Annotated in this window: 22 protein-coding genes and 2 pseudogenes; 12 read left to right on the top strand and 12 right to left on the bottom strand. The window is 46.9% G+C overall.

What is annotated here, in order from left to right:
* On the bottom strand, positions 1–708 hold the full coding sequence (locus tag FHS17_RS25685) for a DNA alkylation repair protein (RefSeq protein WP_167281412.1): 708 nt from the start codon (positions 706–708) through the stop codon (positions 1–3).
* 334 nt (positions 709–1,042) lie between these two features.
* Here FHS17_RS25685 and FHS17_RS25680 point away from each other — a divergent pair, with 334 nt between their 5' ends.
* On the top strand, positions 1,043–2,695 hold the full coding sequence (locus FHS17_RS25680) for a DUF2339 domain-containing protein (protein WP_167281409.1): 1,653 nt from the start codon (positions 1,043–1,045) through the stop codon (positions 2,693–2,695).
* 68 nt (positions 2,696–2,763) lie between these two features.
* Here FHS17_RS25680 and FHS17_RS25675 read toward each other — a convergent pair whose 3' ends face one another.
* Complete coding sequence (locus tag FHS17_RS25675; protein ID WP_167281406.1) at positions 2,764–3,117, bottom strand: winged helix-turn-helix transcriptional regulator; 354 nt, start codon at positions 3,115–3,117, stop codon at positions 2,764–2,766.
* Positions 3,118–3,254: 137 nt separating this feature from the next.
* Here FHS17_RS25675 and FHS17_RS25670 point away from each other — a divergent pair, with 137 nt between their 5' ends.
* The 4 genes from FHS17_RS25670 (at position 3,255) to FHS17_RS25655 (ending at position 6,590) form a co-directional block, all read left to right on the top strand.
* A complete protein-coding gene (locus FHS17_RS25670) occupies positions 3,255–4,127 on the top strand; it encodes an alpha/beta fold hydrolase (protein ID WP_167281403.1) in 873 nt (290 codons plus the stop codon).
* A 14-nt stretch (positions 4,128–4,141) separates the two neighbouring features.
* The gene (locus FHS17_RS25665; protein WP_167281400.1) at positions 4,142–4,651 is read left to right on the top strand and encodes a dihydrofolate reductase family protein; all 510 of its coding nucleotides are present in this window, start codon (positions 4,142–4,144) and stop codon (positions 4,649–4,651) included.
* The gene (locus FHS17_RS25660) at positions 4,652–5,311 is read left to right on the top strand and encodes a TetR/AcrR family transcriptional regulator (protein WP_243865544.1); all 660 of its coding nucleotides are present in this window, start codon (positions 4,652–4,654) and stop codon (positions 5,309–5,311) included.
* A gap of 85 nt (positions 5,312–5,396) precedes the next feature.
* Entirely contained in the window at positions 5,397–6,590 is a 1,194-nt protein-coding gene (locus FHS17_RS25655) for an MFS transporter (protein WP_167281397.1), read from the top strand.
* Positions 6,591–6,671: 81 nt separating this feature from the next.
* On the opposite strand, the gene FHS17_RS25650 is transcribed toward FHS17_RS25655, so the two are convergent.
* Together FHS17_RS25650 and FHS17_RS25645 are read right to left on the bottom strand one after the other, a co-directional pair.
* A complete protein-coding gene (locus FHS17_RS25650; RefSeq protein WP_167281395.1) occupies positions 6,672–6,920 on the bottom strand; it encodes an S-layer homology domain-containing protein in 249 nt (82 codons plus the stop codon).
* A 28-nt stretch (positions 6,921–6,948) separates the two neighbouring features.
* A pseudogene (locus tag FHS17_RS25645) lies at positions 6,949–7,304 on the bottom strand (winged helix-turn-helix transcriptional regulator).
* A gap of 140 nt (positions 7,305–7,444) precedes the next feature.
* Here FHS17_RS25645 and FHS17_RS25640 point away from each other — a divergent pair.
* The 4 genes from FHS17_RS25640 to FHS17_RS25625 all read left to right on the top strand — a co-directional run bounded on the left by FHS17_RS25640 (position 7,445) and on the right by FHS17_RS25625 (position 11,341).
* Positions 7,445–7,801, top strand: coding sequence for a DoxX family protein (locus FHS17_RS25640; protein WP_167281392.1), 357 nt, complete (start codon positions 7,445–7,447; stop codon positions 7,799–7,801).
* A 187-nt stretch (positions 7,802–7,988) separates the two neighbouring features.
* Entirely contained in the window at positions 7,989–9,557 is a 1,569-nt protein-coding gene (locus FHS17_RS25635) for an MDR family MFS transporter (protein ID WP_167281390.1), read from the top strand.
* Between the two features lie 46 nt (positions 9,558–9,603).
* Complete coding sequence (locus FHS17_RS25630; RefSeq protein ID WP_167281387.1) at positions 9,604–10,566, top strand: helix-turn-helix transcriptional regulator; 963 nt, start codon at positions 9,604–9,606, stop codon at positions 10,564–10,566.
* Positions 10,567–10,588: 22 nt separating this feature from the next.
* A complete protein-coding gene (locus FHS17_RS25625) occupies positions 10,589–11,341 on the top strand; it encodes an SDR family NAD(P)-dependent oxidoreductase (protein ID WP_243865542.1) in 753 nt (250 codons plus the stop codon).
* A 20-nt stretch (positions 11,342–11,361) separates the two neighbouring features.
* Here FHS17_RS25625 and FHS17_RS25620 read toward each other — a convergent pair whose 3' ends face one another.
* The 8 genes and pseudogenes from FHS17_RS25620 to FHS17_RS25585 form a co-directional block, all read right to left on the bottom strand.
* Positions 11,362–11,799: a hotdog fold thioesterase gene (locus FHS17_RS25620; protein WP_415639854.1), complete on the bottom strand. Its 438-nt coding sequence runs from the start codon at positions 11,797–11,799 to the stop codon at positions 11,362–11,364.
* A gap of 43 nt (positions 11,800–11,842) precedes the next feature.
* Positions 11,843–12,439, bottom strand: a complete 597-nt coding sequence (locus FHS17_RS25615; RefSeq protein ID WP_167281384.1) for an ankyrin repeat domain-containing protein — start codon at positions 12,437–12,439, stop codon at positions 11,843–11,845.
* Between the two features lie 24 nt (positions 12,440–12,463).
* On the bottom strand, positions 12,464–12,913 hold the full coding sequence (locus FHS17_RS25610) for a YdeI/OmpD-associated family protein (RefSeq protein WP_167281382.1): 450 nt from the start codon (positions 12,911–12,913) through the stop codon (positions 12,464–12,466).
* Positions 12,903–13,574: pseudogene (locus FHS17_RS25605) on the bottom strand (AraC family transcriptional regulator); the annotation flags it as partial. The gene FHS17_RS25610 and the pseudogene FHS17_RS25605, both read right to left, overlap by 11 nt.
* 84 nt (positions 13,575–13,658) lie before the next feature.
* Positions 13,659–14,120: a phage tail protein gene (locus tag FHS17_RS25600; RefSeq protein WP_167281380.1), complete on the bottom strand. Its 462-nt coding sequence runs from the start codon at positions 14,118–14,120 to the stop codon at positions 13,659–13,661.
* A gap of 162 nt (positions 14,121–14,282) precedes the next feature.
* Positions 14,283–15,707: an L-arabinose isomerase gene (araA, locus tag FHS17_RS25595; RefSeq protein WP_167281378.1), complete on the bottom strand. Its 1,425-nt coding sequence runs from the start codon at positions 15,705–15,707 to the stop codon at positions 14,283–14,285.
* Positions 15,708–15,741: 34 nt separating this feature from the next.
* Positions 15,742–16,437, bottom strand: coding sequence for an L-ribulose-5-phosphate 4-epimerase (locus FHS17_RS25590; protein ID WP_167281376.1), 696 nt, complete (start codon positions 16,435–16,437; stop codon positions 15,742–15,744).
* Positions 16,438–16,439: 2 nt separating this feature from the next.
* Positions 16,440–18,047, bottom strand: coding sequence for a xylulokinase (locus tag FHS17_RS25585; RefSeq protein WP_167281374.1), 1,608 nt, complete (start codon positions 18,045–18,047; stop codon positions 16,440–16,442).
* Positions 18,048–18,349: 302 nt separating this feature from the next.
* Between FHS17_RS25585 and FHS17_RS25580 the strand changes: the two genes are divergently transcribed.
* The 3 genes from FHS17_RS25580 to FHS17_RS25570 all read left to right on the top strand — a co-directional run bounded on the left by FHS17_RS25580 (position 18,350) and on the right by FHS17_RS25570 (position 21,658).
* A complete protein-coding gene (locus FHS17_RS25580) occupies positions 18,350–19,441 on the top strand; it encodes a GntR family transcriptional regulator (protein ID WP_167281372.1) in 1,092 nt (363 codons plus the stop codon).
* A 321-nt stretch (positions 19,442–19,762) separates the two neighbouring features.
* Positions 19,763–20,731, top strand: a complete 969-nt coding sequence (locus tag FHS17_RS25575; protein WP_167281369.1) for an ABC transporter permease — start codon at positions 19,763–19,765, stop codon at positions 20,729–20,731.
* Between the two features lie 18 nt (positions 20,732–20,749).
* Positions 20,750–21,658: a carbohydrate ABC transporter permease gene (locus FHS17_RS25570; protein ID WP_167281367.1), complete on the top strand. Its 909-nt coding sequence runs from the start codon at positions 20,750–20,752 to the stop codon at positions 21,656–21,658.
* Positions 21,659–21,661 lie beyond the last annotated feature (3 nt).

Here is a 21,661-nt window from a genome sequence, read left to right as displayed (position 1 = left end):
TTAGCATCTTACATGCTTACGTTTGAAGCCAGTCCGCCCTTTGTCTACCGCCGTTTGAATATTAACAGCCGCATGAATGAACTTGCTTTTGGCTGTTCCTTGATTCACTTCTACCGGACCTACTTCATTCGCGGTCTCGACGGCCTTCTCATGAAGCGGCTGATAGGATACCGCCACCGTATAAATGAAATTGTTCATCGAGTATTTTGTCCGATCAGGGGCATCATGAATCGTGTTTTTCACAAGCTCCAGCATAGCGGCAAGCTTCTCTTCCGAGAACTCACGATCCGGACGATTGCCAAGCAGCCAGCAGTAACAGCTCCAGCCTGCTGACATTTTCAGATCGATACCACTTGTAATCCATTTATCTGACACTTCTTGTGCAATATCCGATTCTGACAAGGTTACAGCGACCACAAAGTCCGATAGCATATAAAAATAAGCGCCATCGATCCATCGCTCAAAGTCCTCCGCCGTCATCGCTTTAGGCTCTGCGATTATCCCGGCAAAGTACATCGCATCGTAGTTTCCTGTCGCATAGAGCTCCTCCGCTAATGGCTGGTTGAGCTTTATTGTTCTGAAGAGAGGCTTCATTGCCCCAGTCGCCACACCAAACAGCGGTTCATGCGCACCATTGGACTGATACATCTTTTTGCTTCGTTCCTTGCCAAGCGCTTCAAGCTCCTGCATAACCTCTTCTAGTTTCATTGCTGACACATCCTTTAGTTATTAGATAAAATCGAATATTTGCGTATCAGAAAGCCAACTACTGCCATAATAGCATAAAAAGGGGCACTCCGATTGGAGTGCCCCTTCCGTATAAGTCCATCTGAACAACCTGCGCAGCTTATACCTGCAAACTGGCCGTCAGTTTCTTGAAAATTAACGCAGCCCCTTTGTGACCCCATTATAACAGAGGGTCCTGACTTGGGCGATAATGTCGTTTGTCATTGACGCTCCATGAATCAGACAAGTAAAATACTTCCTATAATGAGTAATGTATAATAATTGCACATTTTCAGTAAAAAGGGGGACTTCTTAGTTGGAACTTGATGAGCGAGTAAGTAAGTTAGAAGCAAGGATTACGGAGCTCGAACAAGAAATAACGGAATTGAAACAGAGCAGACTTCCCGCTTCACCGACGTCAATGCGTACCAATCATTTAAAGAAGACTCCACATGAATCAACAGTGCGTCCTGCACAACAGCAGAAGATCAAAAAAGAAACCGATTGGGAGCATCTTATTGCAAGGGTATGGCTGCCAAGAATCTTTTTGTTCGTGCTGCTTATTGGGATGATCTGGGGATTTAAAGCAGCTGTTGATGGCGGATTCATAACGGAATCCATGCGCTGTGTCACAGGCTATTTGGCTGCCGGGGTTTTTATATTCTTGGGATTCAGACAGCAGAAGGCAAAGCGTCCATTGCTCTCACAAGTATTATTAGGGGGCTCCATCGCGATAGGTATGCTCACCACATTTGCAGCCCATAGTTTATATGAACTAATGAGTGTACCCGTGGCCTTAATTCTAAATGTATTGTTTGTCATAGCAGGAGTCGTGTTCTCTAACAGCCTGAAATCCCAGCCTCTCGCTGTGTTAGCGAGCGCAGCAGGCGTGCTGACTCCATTCTTACTAGATAGCGATCATCCATCTGTCGTATTCTTTGTTACTTACGAATCCGTGGTATTCATTAGCTTCATGGCTTACGCGATAAAGAGCAAATTTGCTGCCCTGTTCTATCAATCCTTTGTATTACTTCAGGTTGCATTAGCGATCTACCAGTTAATTGCGGATGGGAATGAACGAGTTGTTGCTATAGGAGTACTTGTCCAGCAAATTGTACTGCTTCTCTCCATATTCTCGAAAACCACAATCATGAGCCATCAACTTAGAATGCTTGTTCCAAGCTTTGCATTGACTGCTCTCTGGTTTAAATTATCCTATTCAGACCTGCTATTTAACGTTGTCATGCTTATCATGTTTGTTGTATACGCCTTATTAACCGTTTGGTTTTGGAGGAAAGCAGAGCACAAAGGTAAAGTGCCCTACACTCTTACAATAGCAAGTTATGCCCTATTATTCTGCCTGGCTAATCTCCTCGGATCAGAAGTTTTACCAGTCGTCTTATTACTTGAGGGTATTGCGGCGTTATGGCTTGGATTTGTTGTGAAGTCCTTATTGCAAAAAATGAACGGTATTCTGATCTATGTACTTGGATGCTTGATTGGAATCAATACGGTAACAGGAAACCTGGACAGCATTTTCTCAGTTGAAATGCTCATTTGGATCGTATTACTTGGAACGTTAGGTGGTTTAATTAGACTGGTTTATCACTTCGAATTGGGCAGAAACACAAAAAGCACCCTAATTCTACTATGGTACGGCATTGGCTTAGCCTTCCTGGTCTTCCTTACTGAGTTAACCAATCTACTAACAAAGGACTTCAGCACAAATGCCCAGCATCTTTTAGTATCAACGGTATGGGTGGCCTACTCGGTTGTCGTCATTGGATATGGATTGAAAAAGCAAATAAAGCAAGCTAGGCTGACAGGTATTGCCCTGTTATTCCTGACCTTAATGAAGGTCATTCTAATGGATTTGCCAAGTGTATCCTTACTTGCTAAAGCGATATTATTTATTGGACTTGGGCTCATCGGTATCTTATTATCGAGATTTTTCTACAAAAAAGATTAAAAAAGAAACCATGCTAACGCAGTTAGAGGCGCTGACCCCCTCTTGCGAAAAGCATGGTTTCTTGCTTATTAACTGCCAGTACTCGGCTTTAAGTTCGTTTCATTCCTCAAGCCTGCCCCATGCTCCTGGGTCCACGCCCACATAGCCGCAAATATGGGTTGCAAGCCTTGCCCACTCTCGGTAAGTTCATATTCAACATGCAGTGGCACACCCGGATAAATCGTACGAGTAACAATCCCCTTATCCTCTAATAACCGTAAGCGGTCAGTCAACGTTTTTGGACTAATAGGCTGCAGCTTGCGGCGTAATTCCCCAAAACGCTTTGTCCCGTTAAACAATTCGAACAAGAGAAGAAGCATCCATTTCCCATCCAAAATCTCCAGAATAGGCTCAACCGTGCCAGGACAAGACTGGTCCATCATCGATTTTTCCTCCATAGTTCATTTTTTGAAACTATTGCACTTTAATGTAACTACTTTTCAAATGTACCATAGAACCTTTAAGATGTGAATCAGGAAAGGGAAATGTTGTTAGTAACTCTCAGAAGGAGGAAGACCTTTTGAATAGACCGTTTCAAGTAGATCAAGCGGAGTATCCATTCACCGATCATTGGCTGCCTTATCGCGATGGACACATTCATTACCTGGATGAAGGGCAAGGCCCTGTGGTTCTTCTGCTCCACGGCAATCCTACATGGTCATTTCTTTATCGAAACGTTATTAAAGAGCTGCGCAATGAGTTTCGTCTTATCGCTCCAGATTACCCCGGATTCGGCATGTCAACAGCACCAAGCGGCTACGGCTTTACACCACAAGAGCAATCGGAAGCTATTCATGAATTGATCCGTCATTTGGATCTTAAGCATTTCATACTAGTCGTTCAAGACTGGGGAGGCCCGATCGGCCTGAACTATGCGGTGCAGCATCGAACTAACCTGCGCGGCATCGTTGTGATGAATACTTGGGCCTGGCCAGCAGAAATATTACCAATGAAATTGTTCTCTCTAGCAATGGGAGGCTGGCCTATCGGATACTGGCTTCAGACACGTCTTAATTTTTTTGCTAAAGTCATTGTCCCACACGGCATCTACCAGACCGATAAGGTCACGAATAGCTTGCGATCGGCTTATACCGATCCGTTTCCTACTCCAAAGTCCAGGAAGCCAACATGGATATTCCCCAGACAGATCCGTAAAGCACGAGCATGGCTCGCTAATATTGAATCGAGGTTGTCTAACCTATCCGATTTGCCTGCACAAATTTTATGGGGAATAAAAGACAGTGCCGGATTCCCGCTTGGGCAGATGGCCAAATGGCAAAACGTCCTGCCGTTGAACGAAACCGAGATCCTGGAGGACGCATCACATTATGTCCAAGAAGATCGTCCGGATCGGGTTGCGGCATCCATTCGAACCATACGAAACAGAACATGAGGAGGAATTTTACGATGAAAACTATTTTATGGGCAACTTTAACTGCTAACGGCAATTATGCACAATCTGGTGCCAATAACCCGCCAACAAAAGAAGCCTTAAATGATTTCGCGGCACAGGCTGCAGCAGCAGGAAATTTCATTGTTGGGAGGAAAACATTCGAGGCCATGCGTGGAAGTGGCGGTGGAGGTCCCTTTGCCGAAGTCGACATCGTTGTAGTTTCAAAGAATGCCTCCGAAATCCCAGGCGTAACGGTAGTAAGATCACCTCAAGAGGCCCTGACCTGCCTTCAGCAAAAAGGCCATCAAACCGCTCTCATTAGTGGTGGGGCTGATATTCATAACTCATTTCTGGGCGAAGGACTTGTCGACGAAGTGATTTTCAATGTAGCACCTGTATTAGAAGGCAAAGGGTTAAACCTATTAATCGACAAAGACAACTACGAATATAAGCATGTTCAATTGCTGGACTGCAAGCCTCTGGGCGGTGGTGTTATACAGTTGCGCTACGCGATTGAACGATAAATGCCTGTCGGCAAGTCGACACAAAAATACTGGACTGATCGTTCCTCAAATGATATGCTGTACTTGCGAAAGGGGGCATTCATCATCGGACGCATTAAAGAATTCGACCGGGAGGAAGTCCTTCACAAGGCCATGCTTGTGTTCTGGGAAAAGGGCTACGAAGCAACCAGTATTCCGGATCTGCTGCAAGCCATGGGCTTAAGCCGATCAAGCTTATATGAGACATTCACAGGCAAAGAAACACTCTACTTGGAAGCAATCGAACGTTATAAGACCCTGAGCTTGAGCAAAAGAAGCCTCTTGGAGAGTTCACCATCCGCGAAGGAAGGCATCCGCCGATATTTCGAACGCCATGTATCCGCCGCTTTGGATGAAGCTTTGCCCCATGGCTGCTTAATCACAAATGCTACTGTCGGCATGGATTCCCCGGATGATCTGGTGCAAGTTGCGATCCGGGACAGCTTCGACCGACTAGAGAAATGCTTTACCGATGCACTCAAGAGAGGACAGCAGACAGGAGAAATTGCTCCAGACAAGGATCTAAAAACAATGGCGATCCTGCTGCTGAACCTGAACCACGGAATCAATATCGTTACCAAGATGCAGCCTGATAGAAAACTGTATGACGACATGATCGAGGCCGTTCTCAACATGCTGTAAGAGAGGGCTTCACTTTTTTTGTTAATATCGGAACGATTGTTCCAATAAAATGCGCGATAAGCGTCAAACACAAAGGAGACGTAAGATGGAGACAACTGAAAAGCAATCCTCAATCGACAAGCCTTTTTCGCCGAGAATCATCCTTATTCTCGCCGCTGCCTGCGGCCTGATTGTAGCTAACCTTTATTATGCACAGCCCTTGATTGGGCCAATCAGCGCGGATCTTGGACTTTCCTCCGGAGCATCAGGCCTGATCGTTACGCTGGCTCAGATCGGTTATGGCATCGGGCTGTTATTCCTTGTTCCCTTGGGAGATATCGTGGAGAACCGGAAACTGGTAGTTATCCTGCTGGTATTAGCAGCTATCGTTCTGGCAATCGGTGGAGGTATTCATAACATTACTTTATTTTTGCTTGCTTCCATGCTAATCGGAATGGTTTCCGTAGCGGCCCAGGTTCTTGTGCCGTATGCGGCCCATCTATCTCCGGACGCGACTCGAGGCCGCAATGTCGGTAACGTCATGAGCGGCCTGCTGCTTGGGATTATGCTGGCCCGTCCAGTATCAAGCTTGGCGGCAGAGTACATGGGCTGGAGAGCTATTTACTATTTATCCGCGGCCGCTATGCTAGCCTTGGCTTTGGTGTTGCTGCGGGCGCTTCCGCCCCGGCGTCCTCAGACCTCAACTCGTTATCCAGCTCTGCTCAGCTCAATGCTTGAGTTGCTGAAGTCGACGCCAATCCTGCAGCGAAGAGCGCTTTACCATGCTGGGGTATTTGGAACATTCAGTTTGTTCTGGACAACGGTTCCGCTCTACTTGACTGGTCCGGCCTTCCGTTTCTCCCAGCAGGAAGTCGCTTTATTTGCCTTAGTCGGGGTATCCGGTGCGCTAGCGGCACCCGTTGCCGGCCGAATGGCAGACCGCGGATGGATTCGTCCCGCTACCGGTATCGCACTGGGACTCGTCCTTATCTCGATTGCACTGCCCCTAGCCGCCCCAAGCGGCTCAACGTTCGCTCTGATTCTTCTCGTCGTTACAGCCATCGTTCTTGACATGGGGGTATCGGCTAACCTGGTTTTAAGCCAGAGAGCAATCTTTTCATTGGGGGCCGAGGTCCGAAGTCGGCTTAACGGCTTGTTCATGGCGATATTTTTTGCCGGAGGTGCCTCCGGCTCTGCGCTTGGCGGGTGGGCATACGCGGCGGGAGGCTGGCATGCAGCCTTGTGGATCGGAATCGCTTTGCCAGCACTCGCTTTGGTCTATTATGCAACCGACAAATAAAAAAGAAAACCATGCTTGGGCAATTAGAGGTGCTAACTCTATTGCGAAAAGCATGGTTTCTTTGTTTATTCACTGCCCATTTTAGACTTTAAGCTGGTCAAGCAACGCTTTAATCTCAGGATTCAAATTCAGTACACGCAGTATAATGCTCAAAGCTTCAGCTCTAGTCGACTGTTCTTGTGGAGCAAAGACGCCTTCAGCACGGCCATTGATAATACCGGCAGATGCTGCGCCCCGAATATCGTCCGCATTCCAGGAGCTTGTAATATCATTAAAGTTCACCGTCTGCTGCGTCTCTACCGCCTTGAAGTCTACAATACGGCTAATCATGGCTATAATCTCCGAACGTGTAATAACCTCATTTGGCCGGAAGATCTTCTGACTGATCTACCCCGTACAATACATTCATATGCTCCAGATGAGCCTCTCCCCAATCGTTCATGACCTGCAGCACCTTACCTAAGCTCTGGCCGTATTCCGAAATCGAATACTCTACCTTCGGGGGGACTTGATTATACACCTCACGGTGCACGATATCGTTATACTCCAGTTCTCTTAATTGCTGGGTAAGCATCTTTTTGTTTATATCGGGTATCGCTTTTTGCAGCTCGCTGAATCGCATTGTGCCGTTTGAAATAAGCTGCAGCAGAATAACGGGCTTCCATTGCCGATCAATATTTCCAGTGCCGATTCGAACTTGCAGTATTGTTTCATGAAACTCTCACCTCTTGGGCTTCTCTAGGTTACTTTTTGTTTACTCTGTTTAGATTAAGTGCCTACTTCCTCAATCCGTTTGCTTGGGTCTATTATACCTTAGAGGGTCGTTAAAAAGGATCAGGAGGTCGATACTATTCATGAATATTACATTATGGATTATACAAGGGCTTGCAGCTCTTGCTTTTGTCTACTCAGGATGGCTGAAGGCGTTTCAGTATAACAAAGCCGAAGCTGCGTGGGGATGGGTAAAAGACGTACCAAAAGGGCTTGTCATCTTTATCGGGCTAGCAGAGTTAGTTGGAGCAATTGCGCTCATTCTGCCTCAAGCATTGAACATTGCACCTATACTAACACCAATTGCCGCCACCGCACTTGCTGCAGTTGTATTATCAGGCGCAGTCCTGCATCTGACACGAAAGGAATACCGGGAGATCGGCGTGAACATTGTCTTTATCCTGTTAGCGGCACTTGTGGCTGTTGGCCGTTTTCTGTAATAGAGGAGATCAAAATAACTTTTTCAATTTCAACATAAGATATGACCACGTTATATGAAAGGCAGGCTGCCGATACAACTCGGCATCTGCCTTTTTTCTGTTACCTGAAATTTTTTTAAAAATATCACCGAACGCCTTTCTTCCCTGACAGACAGTTGTCAACAAGGGTAGCTTATGATGATCTCAGATGATCGCTCAAGCAACTCATTCAGGTAAAAGAAAGGAAGGATTAGATATGAAAAATAAAATGGCAGCCATCGTTGGAGGACTATTACTTGCCATATTAATGGCGTCCATGGATAACACGGTTGTATCAACTGCAATCGGTACAATCGTTGGCGAGATGGGAGGACTCGACAAATTCGTTTGGGTCACCACCGCGTATATGGTCGCAGAGATGGCCTGCATGCCTATCTTCGGCAAGCTGTCCGATATGTATGGGCGCAAGCGATTTTTTATCTTTGGGATTATCGTGTTTATGATAGGCTCCGCCTTGTGCGGAATGGCGCATTCCATCGTGGAGTTAAGTATTTACCGGGCCGTGCAAGGAGTTGGAGCCGGGGCGATGGTGTCCATTGCGTTTACGATTTTGTTCGATGTCGTGCCATCTAAGGATCGCGGCAAAATGATGGGGGCATTTGGCGCGGTATTTGGTCTGTCGAGTGTGATTGGTCCGCTGCTTGGCGGGTACATCACCGACCATCTCAATTGGTCGTGGATCTTCTACATCAATCTGCCGCTTGGCTTCATTGCCCTGCTGATGATTACCCTGTTCTATAAGGAATCAGCAGCGCATTCCCGGCAAAAGATCGACTGGGCAGGCTCTGTTCTACTGGTAGGAGCTATCGTCTGCTTTATTTTCGGACTTGAGCTCGGCGGCAAAACGTATGCCTGGGATTCCCCGCAAATTATCGGATTGTTTGCCGGATTTGCCATCCTTACCTTCTTGCTTGTATTGGTCGAGAGAAAAGCTGCTGAACCAATCATCTCGTTCCGCTTGTTCCGCAGCAGACTGTACACGACAAGCAATCTGGTCGCCATGCTCAGCGGCGCGGCGTACATGACGGCTGCGATTTTTATCCCGATCTATGTTCAAGGCGTAATCGGTGGATCTGCCTCTAATTCCGGCTTGACCTTATTGCCCATGATGATGGGTTCAGTTGTTACCGCGACGCTTGGCGGGTTTCTGATGACAAAGCTGCAATACCGGACCATTATGATCGGGACGCTGGCGATCCTGCTGGCAGGTCTTGCCCTTCTTTCGCAAATTACGGTAGAATCTTCTAGACTTTCCATTACGGGAATTATGATTCTGATCGGTCTTGGAATTGGCGCTTCCTTCTCGGTATTAAGCACCTCCGTGCTTCATACGTTCCCTGCGGCGCAGCGCGGGGCGGCAAGCTCAACGTTAAATTTCAACCGCTCGCTTGGCATGTCGCTTGGCATTACGATTTTCGGGATTGTACAAAGCCACAGCCTGCTCTCGAAGCTCAGTGATTCGCTTGGCAATGGTAACGCAGCACTCCCTTCTGACTTGAACTTAAGTGACCCTCATGCCCTGCTGAATCCGGCATTTCGTCAAACGGTCGATCCTCAGCTTCTCAATACCATAACGTCTGGGCTGTCGAGCTCCATTGGAGCAACCTTTGCCTGGAGCCTGGTCCCTGCTGTATTGGCCCTGATTGCGGCATTCCTGATGACGAAGGATAAAATGGAACCCGTTGAAGAAGGCGAAGAATTAGTTACCGCACATTAATTTATAGATCGGCTATCTGCAGTCTGCCGGCTTAGGAGAGATGACCATGAAGCTTGAACGGTTGATGACGATCACAATATTACTGCTCAATCGAAAACGGGTGCAAGCGCAAGAGCTGGCAGATCAGCTTGAAGTATCACTGCGCACGATTTACCGCGATCTCGATTCGCTTGGTCAGGCTGGCATTCCCATCGTCTCCTATACCGGCATGGAGGGCGGTTATGAGATTATGGACAGCTTCAGGCTGGATCGGCAGCTGCTATCCTTCGATGAACTGACTGCCCTCTCTACTGCACTTCGCGGACTTGAATCCACGAAGGCTTATGACCGCTCGAATATGGATCTCCTTCTCAATAAAGTTGGCGCCATGGTGGCACAAGCCGAACAAGGCCGGACTGGAGAAGGCGACCGTATTCATATCGATTTTTCCCCTTGGAAGAATAGCGATGAGGATCAAAGCCGTTATCATTCGCTTCGCCAGGCCGTGAATGACCGGAAGCTCATCCGGTTCACATACACGAGCAGAAGCGGCGGCGAGCAAGAGCGCGAGGTGGAGCCTATGGCGCTTGTGCTCAAAAATTATGCGTGGTACCTTCACGGCTATTGCCGCTTGCGTGACGATTATCGCATTTTCAAGCTGACCCGTATTCGGGAACTGGGCATACAAGCCGGCACCTTCGTTCGTCGAGAGGAGTCGCTAGCGCAGCTGAATGAGAGATGGAAGACACCCGCCAAGAATGAATCGAATGAGGGGATTCCCGCTGTCCTTCGGTTCAAAGCCTCTGCTGCTATGTCTGTAATGGACCATTTTGATGAAAAAAATATTGAACGGCTGCCGGACGGTCAGATTATTGTGCGAATGACTTACTCTAGTGAACAATGGCTGATTCGCTCGGCACTCCATTATATGACCGATGTCATTGTACTTGAGCCCGCTTCCGTTGCCGCAAAAGTAAGGCAGCTGGCACTCGATATTGCAAGTCAATATGATGGGCTGGATAAAGAATAAGCTCAGGGTAGGAGGTTGGAACATGATGTCCTTACAGGGGAAAGTCGTAGTTGTTACCGGGGGTACCAATAGGATTGGGAAGGCAACCTGCAAACAGCTTGCTAGACAAGGAGCAAGGGTTGTTGTGAGCGGCTTGGACAATGAATGGTCCGCAGAAGCCGTCGCGTCCGAGATTGTTGCCGATGGCGGCGAAGCGGTGTCGATTCCGGCGGATGCTCGTAATAAGAAGCAAATGGAGCGGCTCGTAGAAGCCGTGAATCAAGCATATGGACGTATCGATATTCTTGTATGCACGGCAAGTCAGCGTGCTGAGGCTGCAGCTTTTGCGGAGCAATCATGGGAAGCATTCGAGCGGCAGCTGACCGATGAATTACAGGCAGCGTTTGAGCCAACAAAGGCTGTTATTCCCGTCATGACAGCACAGCAATTCGGCAGAATCATCTATCTGTCCAGCACGGAAGGCAAGGATCCTTCCCCTCAACAAATCGCATATGGTACGGCGAAGGGTGGACTTGATACGTTCGCGAAATATATTGCGCAAGAATTTGGCCCTTGCGGAATCACGGCTAATGTCGTTGCTCCCTGCTTCGTTAGATCTGTTGAGCCCTTTATGATCTCCGAAGAGGAAAGCCGCGTCATAGGCAGCTTCACGCCGCTTGGCCGGATCGCCGAACCGGAAGATGTCGCAGGCGTTATTTCTTTCCTCGCCGGAGACGGCGCGCGGTTCTTGACAGGAACCTACACGCCAGTAACCGGCGGGCTTGTTATGGAGTAAATTGCTTCAGGCCGGCTAACCTATCTGCTCTCCCGGACTTTCGGGACAATCCCTACTGTACAGCGGGAGATGCAGATTAACCGATCTTCCTCGTCGGTAATTTTAATATCCCAGACCATCGTTGTTCTTCCTTTGTGCAAAGGTGTCGCAACGGCGGTGACAATGCCGTCTCGCTTGGAGCGAATATGGTTGGCGTTGATCTCCATCCCTACGGCCAGCTGGTTCTCTTTATCGATCAGATTGTACGTGCCCACGCTCGCCGCCGTTTCGGCAAGAGCTACCGATGCCCCGCCGTGCAGGACGCCAAAATATTGCCGGGTAGCCGGACCAACGGGCATGGTAGCAACAACGCGCTCCCCCGTACATTCCGTAATACGCATCCCCAGTACACCAAACATCGTTGTTTCATAAGATACATCTTCGCTTAACATGAAGTGGTTGTCATTGTTGTTATTCATTCGGAATCTCCCTCTAATGCTCTCCTAGCATATATCTGTATTTTTAAAAAGCTGCCCCTGCACTTAACAGCATACGCTCAATTTCCTTAAATCCATTCCTTCTGGCATGCTGCAGTGAAGTTACTCCGTCTCGATCGGCAATATTTACGTCTGCTCCATACTCGATAAGCAGCTGAGCGATTTGTTGATGCTTGGAACCACCATTGCCAAGGATAGCGACCTCAAGCAGAGCGGTCCACCCTAAGTTATTGATATGGTTGATGTTCACATTGGTGGTTGAGAGCAAGGCTCTCACATTCTCAACATGCCCTTTCTCAGCTGCAGGAATGAGCGCATTCCCGCCATAACGGTTCGTTATCGTTGTATCCGCCCTAGCTTCAATAAGGAGCTTAAGAATTTCTAGACGGCCTTGAGCCCCTGCATAAAGAAATGGATTATCATGTATGTAATCCTGCAAGTTCATATCCGCACCTGCATCTATCAATATTTTCACGATCTTCGGCTTGTTCGAATGGGTTGCAGCTAACATGGCCGTTCTCCCCTTATGATCCTGTGCATTAAGATTTGCCCCGGCTTTGATTAACTCCTCAAGCTTCTTCAGGTCTCCCCGTTCAGCAGCTAAAATCAGTTCGTTATTCAACGTATCCCGCCTTTTCACATTTTATTATTGAAGCTTACCTTCGCGAAGCAACTCGACGGATTTTTCAATACGACGCTGTCTGGTTTCAATGCTTTTAGCACCCTCAATATTCAATACAAACCGGCGTTTGTTGCTGTAAGATAAGCTTTCGAAAAACTGCCGTGCCTCGCTTTCGCGATTCAACACCTCAGCAAAATCATCTGGCACAATGACTTCACGTGGTGTTGTGTCCAGTTCGACTTCAACCTCAAGCTCATCTCCGGCTTGAATGTTTGCCCCGCTGCGATGCTCCTGACTAACTGGCAGCATGTATTTCCCACCCATTGACCCTATCGTACTGAGGTAGCTGTAGGAACCAATTGTTACTTTAACAGCCGGCTTCTTGCCTGCTCCAAGAGCCTCAATTACTTCATCAGGAACATGAATGCCGGTTGCTGTTTTTTTGCTCAACTCAAGCGTGGCGTTAAATTTCATTTTCTTCATCCCCCTTTACCTGCTTTATTTTCGCAATCAGCTCTAGATATTGGGTATCCCCGTATCCTACTTCTGGGAAAGTCTCGAATAATTGCTTAAGCAATTCGGTTGTAGGTAAATGTTCATTGTCTATAATATAGGTTCTAACGGCATTATCTTCTGTCTGCATTTCTAAAAACAATTTAATTGCCTGATCCATCAAGGGAAACCGTTCAGTTGCTGGCTTCTTATGATGAATCAATACTTCCTCATAGACGGAATAATAGCTGCCTAAAGTAAGCTCTATTGGGCTTATTTTAAACTCATTCTCTTTAAAGCTATTATAAACCACTTTGCCTTTATACTGAGACTGCTCAAGATAGGCAAGGATCGTTAGTAGATTCATCTGACAAAACATGTCCTCCCCAAACCACAGAACAATTTCGTTATACTTTTTCTGAAACAGCTCATCTAAGGGCTTTATAACCTTGTTGCGGTAATTTTCAACAGACTCATGATGTCCCGATGCTCTAGTTTCAATAAACGCCTGATCAAAAATAGATGCCGTAGTCGCATTTACACACATGGCCTCATTAAAGGGGACATAGGTACCCATAAACTTTTTACTTTTAAATTTCTCATACATCGCTTGACCGTTTAAGATGTGCAGCACGTCTTGGTCACTCATTCTGCAACCCCTCCCCCTGATGGAAAAGTCCAAAAAGCCTATCCAAAACGTAAGTCTTGAATAGGCTTTTCTTTAAGATTAATATTCTCCTTTAATGACGAAGAACGAGCCCCGAATAGTTCCAGCCAGCTTAGACTTCTGCCTAGCAAACTTGAACTTCTCTTCTAACTCCTTTGGAATTTCCATTCCTTCAGAAAGCTTAAAGCCAACAGCCCGCTTCTTGGGGTCATCAACCGTATACATGACATTAATAGAAAGCCCATCCTCATAGAAGACATACGTAAATTTGATATTTTCTACTTGGAATTGCGATGTTTCTAAGGGTTTGGCCGCAAACTCAATATTACGTTCTTTCAAAACTCTGTTCGCGTAATCAAGGGCTTCCTGACTTTCGCTAGCTGGCACAACCGTAAATTCATGCTTGTATTTGTTCATAAAATAACGGGCTTCATTTGCACGTAAACCAGCAAGCGCATCTGCTACAGGTGAAGACTCTAAACCAACCGTGGATACATTTTTAAAATCAACAACATAAGACATTTCCATTCCTCTTTTCTATTATTATTTCGTATAAATAGGATTCCACCGTTCATCAAAAACTAATCCTCTTATCTACCAAATATTATAGCAAAAACAAAAAACCGTTTCTTCCTAAATAGGAAGACCTATTTTAGAAGGAAACGGTTTCTACACTTTGATTAATTATTTAATAACGACGTATTCCAAATTAACCAGCTTCGCGTACGTCACGATTTGATCTGTTGTCAGGTTCAAGGAAACAACCGTATGGTGGCCGCCGCCATTCTCGAGCCAAGCTTTGATCCCATCTTGGAAGTTCGGCTTCACTGTCCACAGGACGCGAGCTACTGGAAGATTAGGAGCTGGAACGGTAGGTTCGAATGCGGAAACCTCGTTGATCAAGAGTTTATAATGAGTGCCAAAGTCCGCCATGGATACAACAACACCATCACCAGCTTTTCCGTCAAATACAAGGCGCGCTGGATCTTCACGATCGCCAATTCCAAGTGCGGAAACGATAATTTTTGGTTTGTTGCTTGCCAAGGAAGGATCAACCTCAAGCATGTGGGATTGCAGGATCGCTTCTTGACCAGCTGCCATCTCATACGTGTAATCTTCCATAAAGCCCGTATTCTGATTGCGGCTCATCACTTTCATCAAGCGGTCAAGCGCAGCTGTCTTCCAGTCACCTTCGCCGGCGAAGCCGTATCCTTGTGCCATCAGGCGCTGCACAGCAAGACCCGGAAGCTGCTTCATGCCATGCAAATCTTCGAAGTTGGTTGTAAAGGCATTGTAGCTTTTTTCGTCAAGGAAACGTTTAATTGCAATTTCATAACCTGCTTGGACTCTAACGCTAGCTTCCCAAGCTTCTTTGCTGTTCGTGCCGTAATCGAAATCGTAGAGCTCCGCATATTGGCCCATCAGATCATCGATCTCTTGTTCAGTAACAGCATTCACGTATTGTACGAGGTCGCCGATACCGTAATAGTCGACAGTCCATCCGAACTGGATTTGAGCCTCGACCTTGTCGCCTTCTGTTACACCAACATTACGCATGTTGTCGCCGAAACGAGCTACTTTAATATTGAAGCTTTCGTTGTAAGCAACGGCTACGTCCATCCAATCTGCAATTTGCTGCTGAACGCCCGGACGTTCCCAATAGCCTACAACGATTTTATTTTGTTTATTCAGGCGGGCATTAATAAATCCGTATTCACGGTCGCCGTGAGCCGCTTGGTTCAAGTTCATGAAGTCCATGTCGATTGTTGCCCAAGGAATGCTTTCATTATATTGCGTTGCGAGGTGAAGTAAAGGCTTCTGCAGCAGCTTCGTACCACGGATCCACATTTTCGCAGGCGAGAAGGTATGCATCCAAGTAATAACACCCGCTACCTCATCACGATAGTTAACTTCTTTCATGATGCTTGTAATTTTATCAGCGGTTACTGCCAGGTCCTGCAGGACAAGCGGATAAGGGAGCACACCGCTGTTATTCAATGCATCAGTCATTGTCTGTGCGTGAGCTTTTACTTCTGCCAGTGCTACTTCACCGTACAAATGCTGCGAACCTACAACGAACCAAAATTGTTTTTCTGCCATCTTAATCATCCTCTTTTCTCAATTTAGTAAGGTGTAAAATCTATTATTTCTGCCCGTAATAGGCGTCTTTGCCGTGTTTCCGAAGATAGTGCTTATCTAGAATGCCTTGCGGCAGTTCTTTAGCAAAATGGTTCAATTGACGTGCGTACAGATTCATCTTGCAGACTTCCTCCAGCACAACGCTGTTCACGACTGCCGATTTCGCGTCTTTCCCCCAAGTGAAAGGTGCATGTCCTGAAAGCAGGACAGCCGGAATGGCCATAACATCCAAGCCGCGCTGCTCGAACGTTTCGATAATGACATGACCCGTCTCCGCTTCGTAGCCCCGGTCAATCTCCTCTTGGTTCAAGAAACGTGCACAAGGCACGGAGCCATAGAAGGTGTCCGCATGTGTGGTTCCCATAACAGGTACGTCTAGTCCCGCTTGCGCCCAGATCGTAGCCCAAGTAGAGTGAGTGTGTACAATGCCGCCGATTTGCGGATAATGTTTGTACAATACAGCGTGAGTAGCGGTATCCGAAGAGGGTCTCATCTCTCCCTCAACTACATTACCGTCAAAATCCACAACGACCATGTCGCTTGGTTTCATCTTGTCATAGCTGACTCCGCTTGGTTTGATAACGAACAGGCCGCTATCCCGATCAACAGCGCTCGCATTGCCCCAAGTGAATTTTACAAGTCCGTGCTTCGGCAGCTCCAGATTCGCTTCATATACCTCTTCTTTCAGTTGTTCTAACAACGTTAGTCCCTCCCATTCTCCAGCAGATGTTCTACAGCAGCTTGTTCAATCGCAAGCCCTGCTTGATATCGTTTGATGAAGGCCTCGAACCCTCTTACATCAGCTGCATCCGGAGCAATCTCTTGTCCTTCAACATCTTTAAAGACCTTCTGCTCGAGGAAGTCGTCCAAGCCCTCTTCTTGATCCTTGTTGATAAGGTAAGAAGCCAGAAGCGCCATGCCCCATGCTCCGCCTTCACCAGCCGTGGACATAACCGAGATCGGTACGTTCAGCGCGCCAGCTAAGATTTTTTGTCCAACGACAGGAGTCTTGAATAGGCCGCCATGAGCCAAAATGCTGTCGATAGCTACATCTTCATTTTCAGTCAAAATATCCATACCCAGCTTCAACGCTCCAAAGGCTGTGAATAAGTGCGTTCGCATGAAATTAGCCAGTGTGAAGTTGCTTTCAGGTGAGCGGACGAAGAGCGGACGCCCTTGTTCAATTCCTGTAATATTCTCGCCCGAGAGATAACCGTAGCTCAGCAAACCGCCGCCATCCGGATCAGCCTCCAATGCCTTACCAAGCAGTACACTGAACAATTTGCCGGAATCTGCGCCAAACCCCATCGCTTCGGAGAATTCACGGAACAATCCCATCCAGGCGTTAAGATCACTGGAACAGTTGTTGGCATGAACCATGCCAACTGGACTACCGTCAGGCGTTGTGACCATATCAATTTCCGGATAAACCTTCGATAATTCCTTCTCAAGTACAATCATGGCAAACACAGAAGTACCAACGGATATATTACCCGTACGCTTCCTTACGCTATTCGTCGCAACCATACCTGTACCGGCATCTCCCTCTGGTGGACACAGCTGAATGCCAGACTGCAGATCCCCTGCTGGGTCTAGAATGCGGGCGCCAGCCTCCGTCAACTCACCAGCTTGCTCGCCGGAGAGACATACTTTAGGAAGAAGATCCTCAAGCTTCCACGGATAACCCTTGGATGCGATTCGATCATCGAATTGCTTGATCATCGTTGGATGGTAATTATGAGTGGCTTCATCAATAGGGAACATACCGGAAGCATCGCCAATACCAAGCGCTTTATTGCCGGTGAGCAGCCAGTGGATATAGCCCGCCAGCGTCGTTACATAATCCACGCGAGGCAGATGCTCCTCTTCGTTTAAGATCGCTTGATACAAATGTGCGATGCTCCAACGCTCAGGGATATTAAATTGGAACAATTCCGTTAGTTCCTTAGCTGCCGCACCTGTTGTGGCATTACGCCAAGTCCGGAATGGTACTAGCAGCTCGCCATTGCTGTCGAATGCCATGTAACCATGCATCATAGCGGAAAATCCGATTGAACCGACTGTACGGAGCGTAACTCCGTAATTCCGTTCCACTTCCTGCTTCAATTCACCATAAGCGGCTTGGAGACCAACAAGGATGTCCCCCTGGTTATACGTCCAATAGCCGTCCTTGAGCAAATTCTCCCACTCATAGCTTCCTGAAGCGATGGTCTCAAAACGACGATCGATCAGTACCGCTTTGATCCGTGTAGAGCCGAATTCGATACCTAGTGAAGTCTCGCCATTAATAATTGCTTCCTTCAGACTCATAGTTAACCTATCTCCCCTCTCCGTTAAACCCCAACAATTTCTAATCCTATAAAAGCCTCAATCCAATCGAAAGAAGGCGCTTTCTCATACTGACAGCCCTAGTATATTTTCTGTACGTACATTTGTCAATATAGTCTAATAGTTATACCTACATGGGTTGCAAAAGCATCCTTTTTTGTCATCATTATTGCGTCCACACGTAACTTGTACCATTGAAAAGATAAGCAAATAGGACTGCATTTGCATTCCAAGCAATGTATGCTAGAATGTGTACGTACAACTTTACGAAAGTAGTGGATTACATGAAGCCAAAGTATCAGGTCATCATTGATGATCTTAAAAGTTATATACTCTCGGGAACATACAAATCCGGCGAGAAAATCCCTTCGGAGCTTGCTTTGCAGGAAGATTACAACGTTAGCCGGCAGACGGTTAGAAAAGCGATTCTGGAGTTATCAAATGAGGGATTCCTAAGAAGCGAGAAAGGATCCGGCACGTACGTCAGTACCCAATATCGGTCCAAAGCGGGTGGGAAAACCACAAATAAAACGATTGGTGTCATCACGACCTATATTTCGGATTACATCTTTCCTTCCATTATCCGCGGCATTGAAAGCCGATTAAATGAAGATAATTATTCTTTGCTGCTGGCCAGTACGAATAACGATATTTCTCAGGAAAAAAAGGCGCTCGAAATGATGCTGTCCTACGGCGTGGATGGGCTGATTATCGAACCTACGAGAAGCAATGTTTATAACCCCAATATTGCTTATTACCTGTCTTTTAAGGAGCAGGAAGTCCCGCTCACGATGATTAATGCCTATTATGAAGAGCTCGAGGTTCCTTTCTTCTGTCTGGATGATGTGCAGTCCAGCTATCTCGCAACCCGGGAGCTCATTGCCAAAGGACATACTCAGATCGGCATTATTGCGAAAATGGATGATTTGCAAGGGAAGTTTAGAATGAAAGGATTTATTAAAGCACTTGGGGAAGCCAAATTGCGGTTTCAGCAAGAGCATGTCCTTTCATTTGATACGGCTACGAAGCCGGATCTGTCCGCTAACCTCGAGGGTTATCTGAACGACAATCGGGATGATTTGACCGCCCTTGTATGCTATAACGACGAGGTAGGTCTCGAAGTTGTACATGTCTGTAGAAAACTGGGCATCTCCATTCCAGACGAGTTATCCATCATTGGCCAGGACAATTCCTATATCGCCAAGAACGCCAATATCAAACTCACAACGCTGACCCATCCCCAAGAACAAATGGGCCGTGACGCAGCAGACTGGATTATCAAGAATCTGCAAGGCAAAAAAGACCTGCCCACAAGCACCTACTACCAGCCTGTACTCATTGATGGTGAAACGGTAAAAGAGATTGAAGTGGAATAGATAAGGTTAAAGAAAATGCCGCTCCTGCAAATAGAGCGGCATTTTTTTGCTTTTACAACCATTGGTCAAATTTGTTAAGCCTCACAAATGGTGTCTTTTAGGGGTCAAAAACAACACATTGTCTGCTTGTCATCACCTCTTGTCAAATGCCCGCAGGCCTGCTGTTATGCGCCTTCCGGACATGCCTAAAACGACATATTTACGAAAGTTTAACATCTCAGCTATCGTAAATGTGTAAGCGTTAACAAGCTAGTGTGTCGCAAGCAGCGACAGCTGGTGAATGATCCCGAAATCAGAATGAGTTGTGAAAGGAGTGGTTCTATGCAGCATACAAGAACGATCCTTCCCAGGGATTCGGCGTTAACTACAAAACAAACAACAAAGCGCACGAAGACTTGGAAGGGAATCATTAAAAACTGGGAATTGTACCTCTTTATTGCCCCAGCGCTTCTCTACTTCCTTATTTTCTGTTACGGACCGATGTACGGCATTCAAATCGCCTTTAAAAACTTCATCCCAACAAAAGGGATTACGGGGAGCCCGTGGGTCGGCTTCGACCATTTTGTACGATTCTTTCATTCCTATTACTTTTGGGACCTGATATGGAACACGCTCGGCATCAGTTTGTATTCCTTAGCGGTCGGATTTCCGATTCCGATTATTTTGGCGCTCGCCTTTAATGAGATTCGGAACGGCTACTTCAAGAAATTAGCCCAAACGGTCACCTACGCACCACACTTTATATCGATGGTCGTTATGGCGGGTATGATTATTACCTTTCTTTCCCCATCTACAGGCATAGTAACGAATATTATTGAGGGACTTGGTTTCCATTCACCCGAATTCCTTACAGATCCACGTTGGTTTAAAACCATGTACGTCTTTTCGGATGTGTGGCAGAGTGCGGGCTGGGGCACCATTATTTATTTGGCTGCACTGTCGGGTGTTGATCCTGGACTTCATGAGGCGGCTATCATTGATGGTGCTTCACGGTTCCAGCGTGTCCGTCATATCAACATTCCAACATTAGTGCCAACTATGACGATTCTGCTCATATTGAGCATGGGCAGCTTACTTGGCGTCGGCTTTGAGAAAATATTGCTGCTGCAAAACCCGCTCAACATGACCGCGTCAGATGTGATTTCGACATTTGTTTATCGTTCAGGACTTGTGAGCGCTCAGTACAGCTTCTCGACAGCCATCGGATTGTTCAACTCCGTCATCAATGCGGTGCTGCTTATTGTGGTCAATCAGGTCGTTCGCCGTATAAGCGATAACAGCTTGTGGTAGAGAGGGGGAGCATTCTGTATGTTATCAGGTATTAATGAGAGTGGCAGAGATAAAGTATTCCTGGTTTTCAATTATATTTTCGTATTCCTAGCGTTTCTTGTCGTGTTTTATCCGCTCATTTATATGGTCAGTGCTTCCATCAGTAATCCAAAGCTGGTTGGATCAGGCGAAATGTGGCTGTGGCCGATGGAAATTACGTTTGACGGCTATAAACGGGTGTTCGAGAATTCGAACATTTGGAACGGATATGGCAACACCATTCTCTATACCATCGTTGGTACGGCCATTAATCTGGCGATAACGCTGCCCGCAGCGTATGCGCTGAGCCGGAAGGACTTTGTCGGCCGCAATATCTTCATGGGACTGTTCATGGTCACGATGTTCTTCGGCGGTGGGCTTGTACCGACTTACTTGCTCGTTAAGAAACTTCATATGATTAACACCATCTGGGCGATTGTCCTTCCGTCGGCTGCTTCCATCTGGAATATTATCGTCGCCCGTACCTTCTTTCAAAGTTCGCTTCCGAGGGAGCTGCAGGAGGCTGCACAGATCGATGGCTGCACCAACCTGCGGCTGTTTATGAAGATTATCCTGCCGTTATCGATGCCAATTATTGCGGTTATGGCTCTATTCTATGGGGTTGGCAACTGGAACAGCTACTTCTCGGCACTCATTTATTTAAACGACGCGGCAAAATATCCGCTGCAGCTGGTATTGCGTCAAATTCTTGTCTTGCAGGAGGCCTCGGCACAGGGCGGGGGAGCGATGGACATCGCCTCGGCTTCGGCGCTTAACAGTAAAGCGGAGATTGCCGCGCTCGTCAAATACGCCGTCATCATTGTAGCGACGGTTCCGGTTATTGCGATTTATCCTTTCTTACAGCGCTATTTCGTTCAAGGTGTTATGATCGGTTCAGTCAAAGGCTGATTC

It is taken from the genome of Paenibacillus lupini, from assembly GCF_011761355.1.
GTDB lineage: Bacteria > Bacillota > Bacilli > Paenibacillales > Paenibacillaceae > Pristimantibacillus > Pristimantibacillus lupini.
Note: the sequence above shows the minus strand (reverse complement) of the source record. Positions and strands in the feature narration are given on the sequence as shown.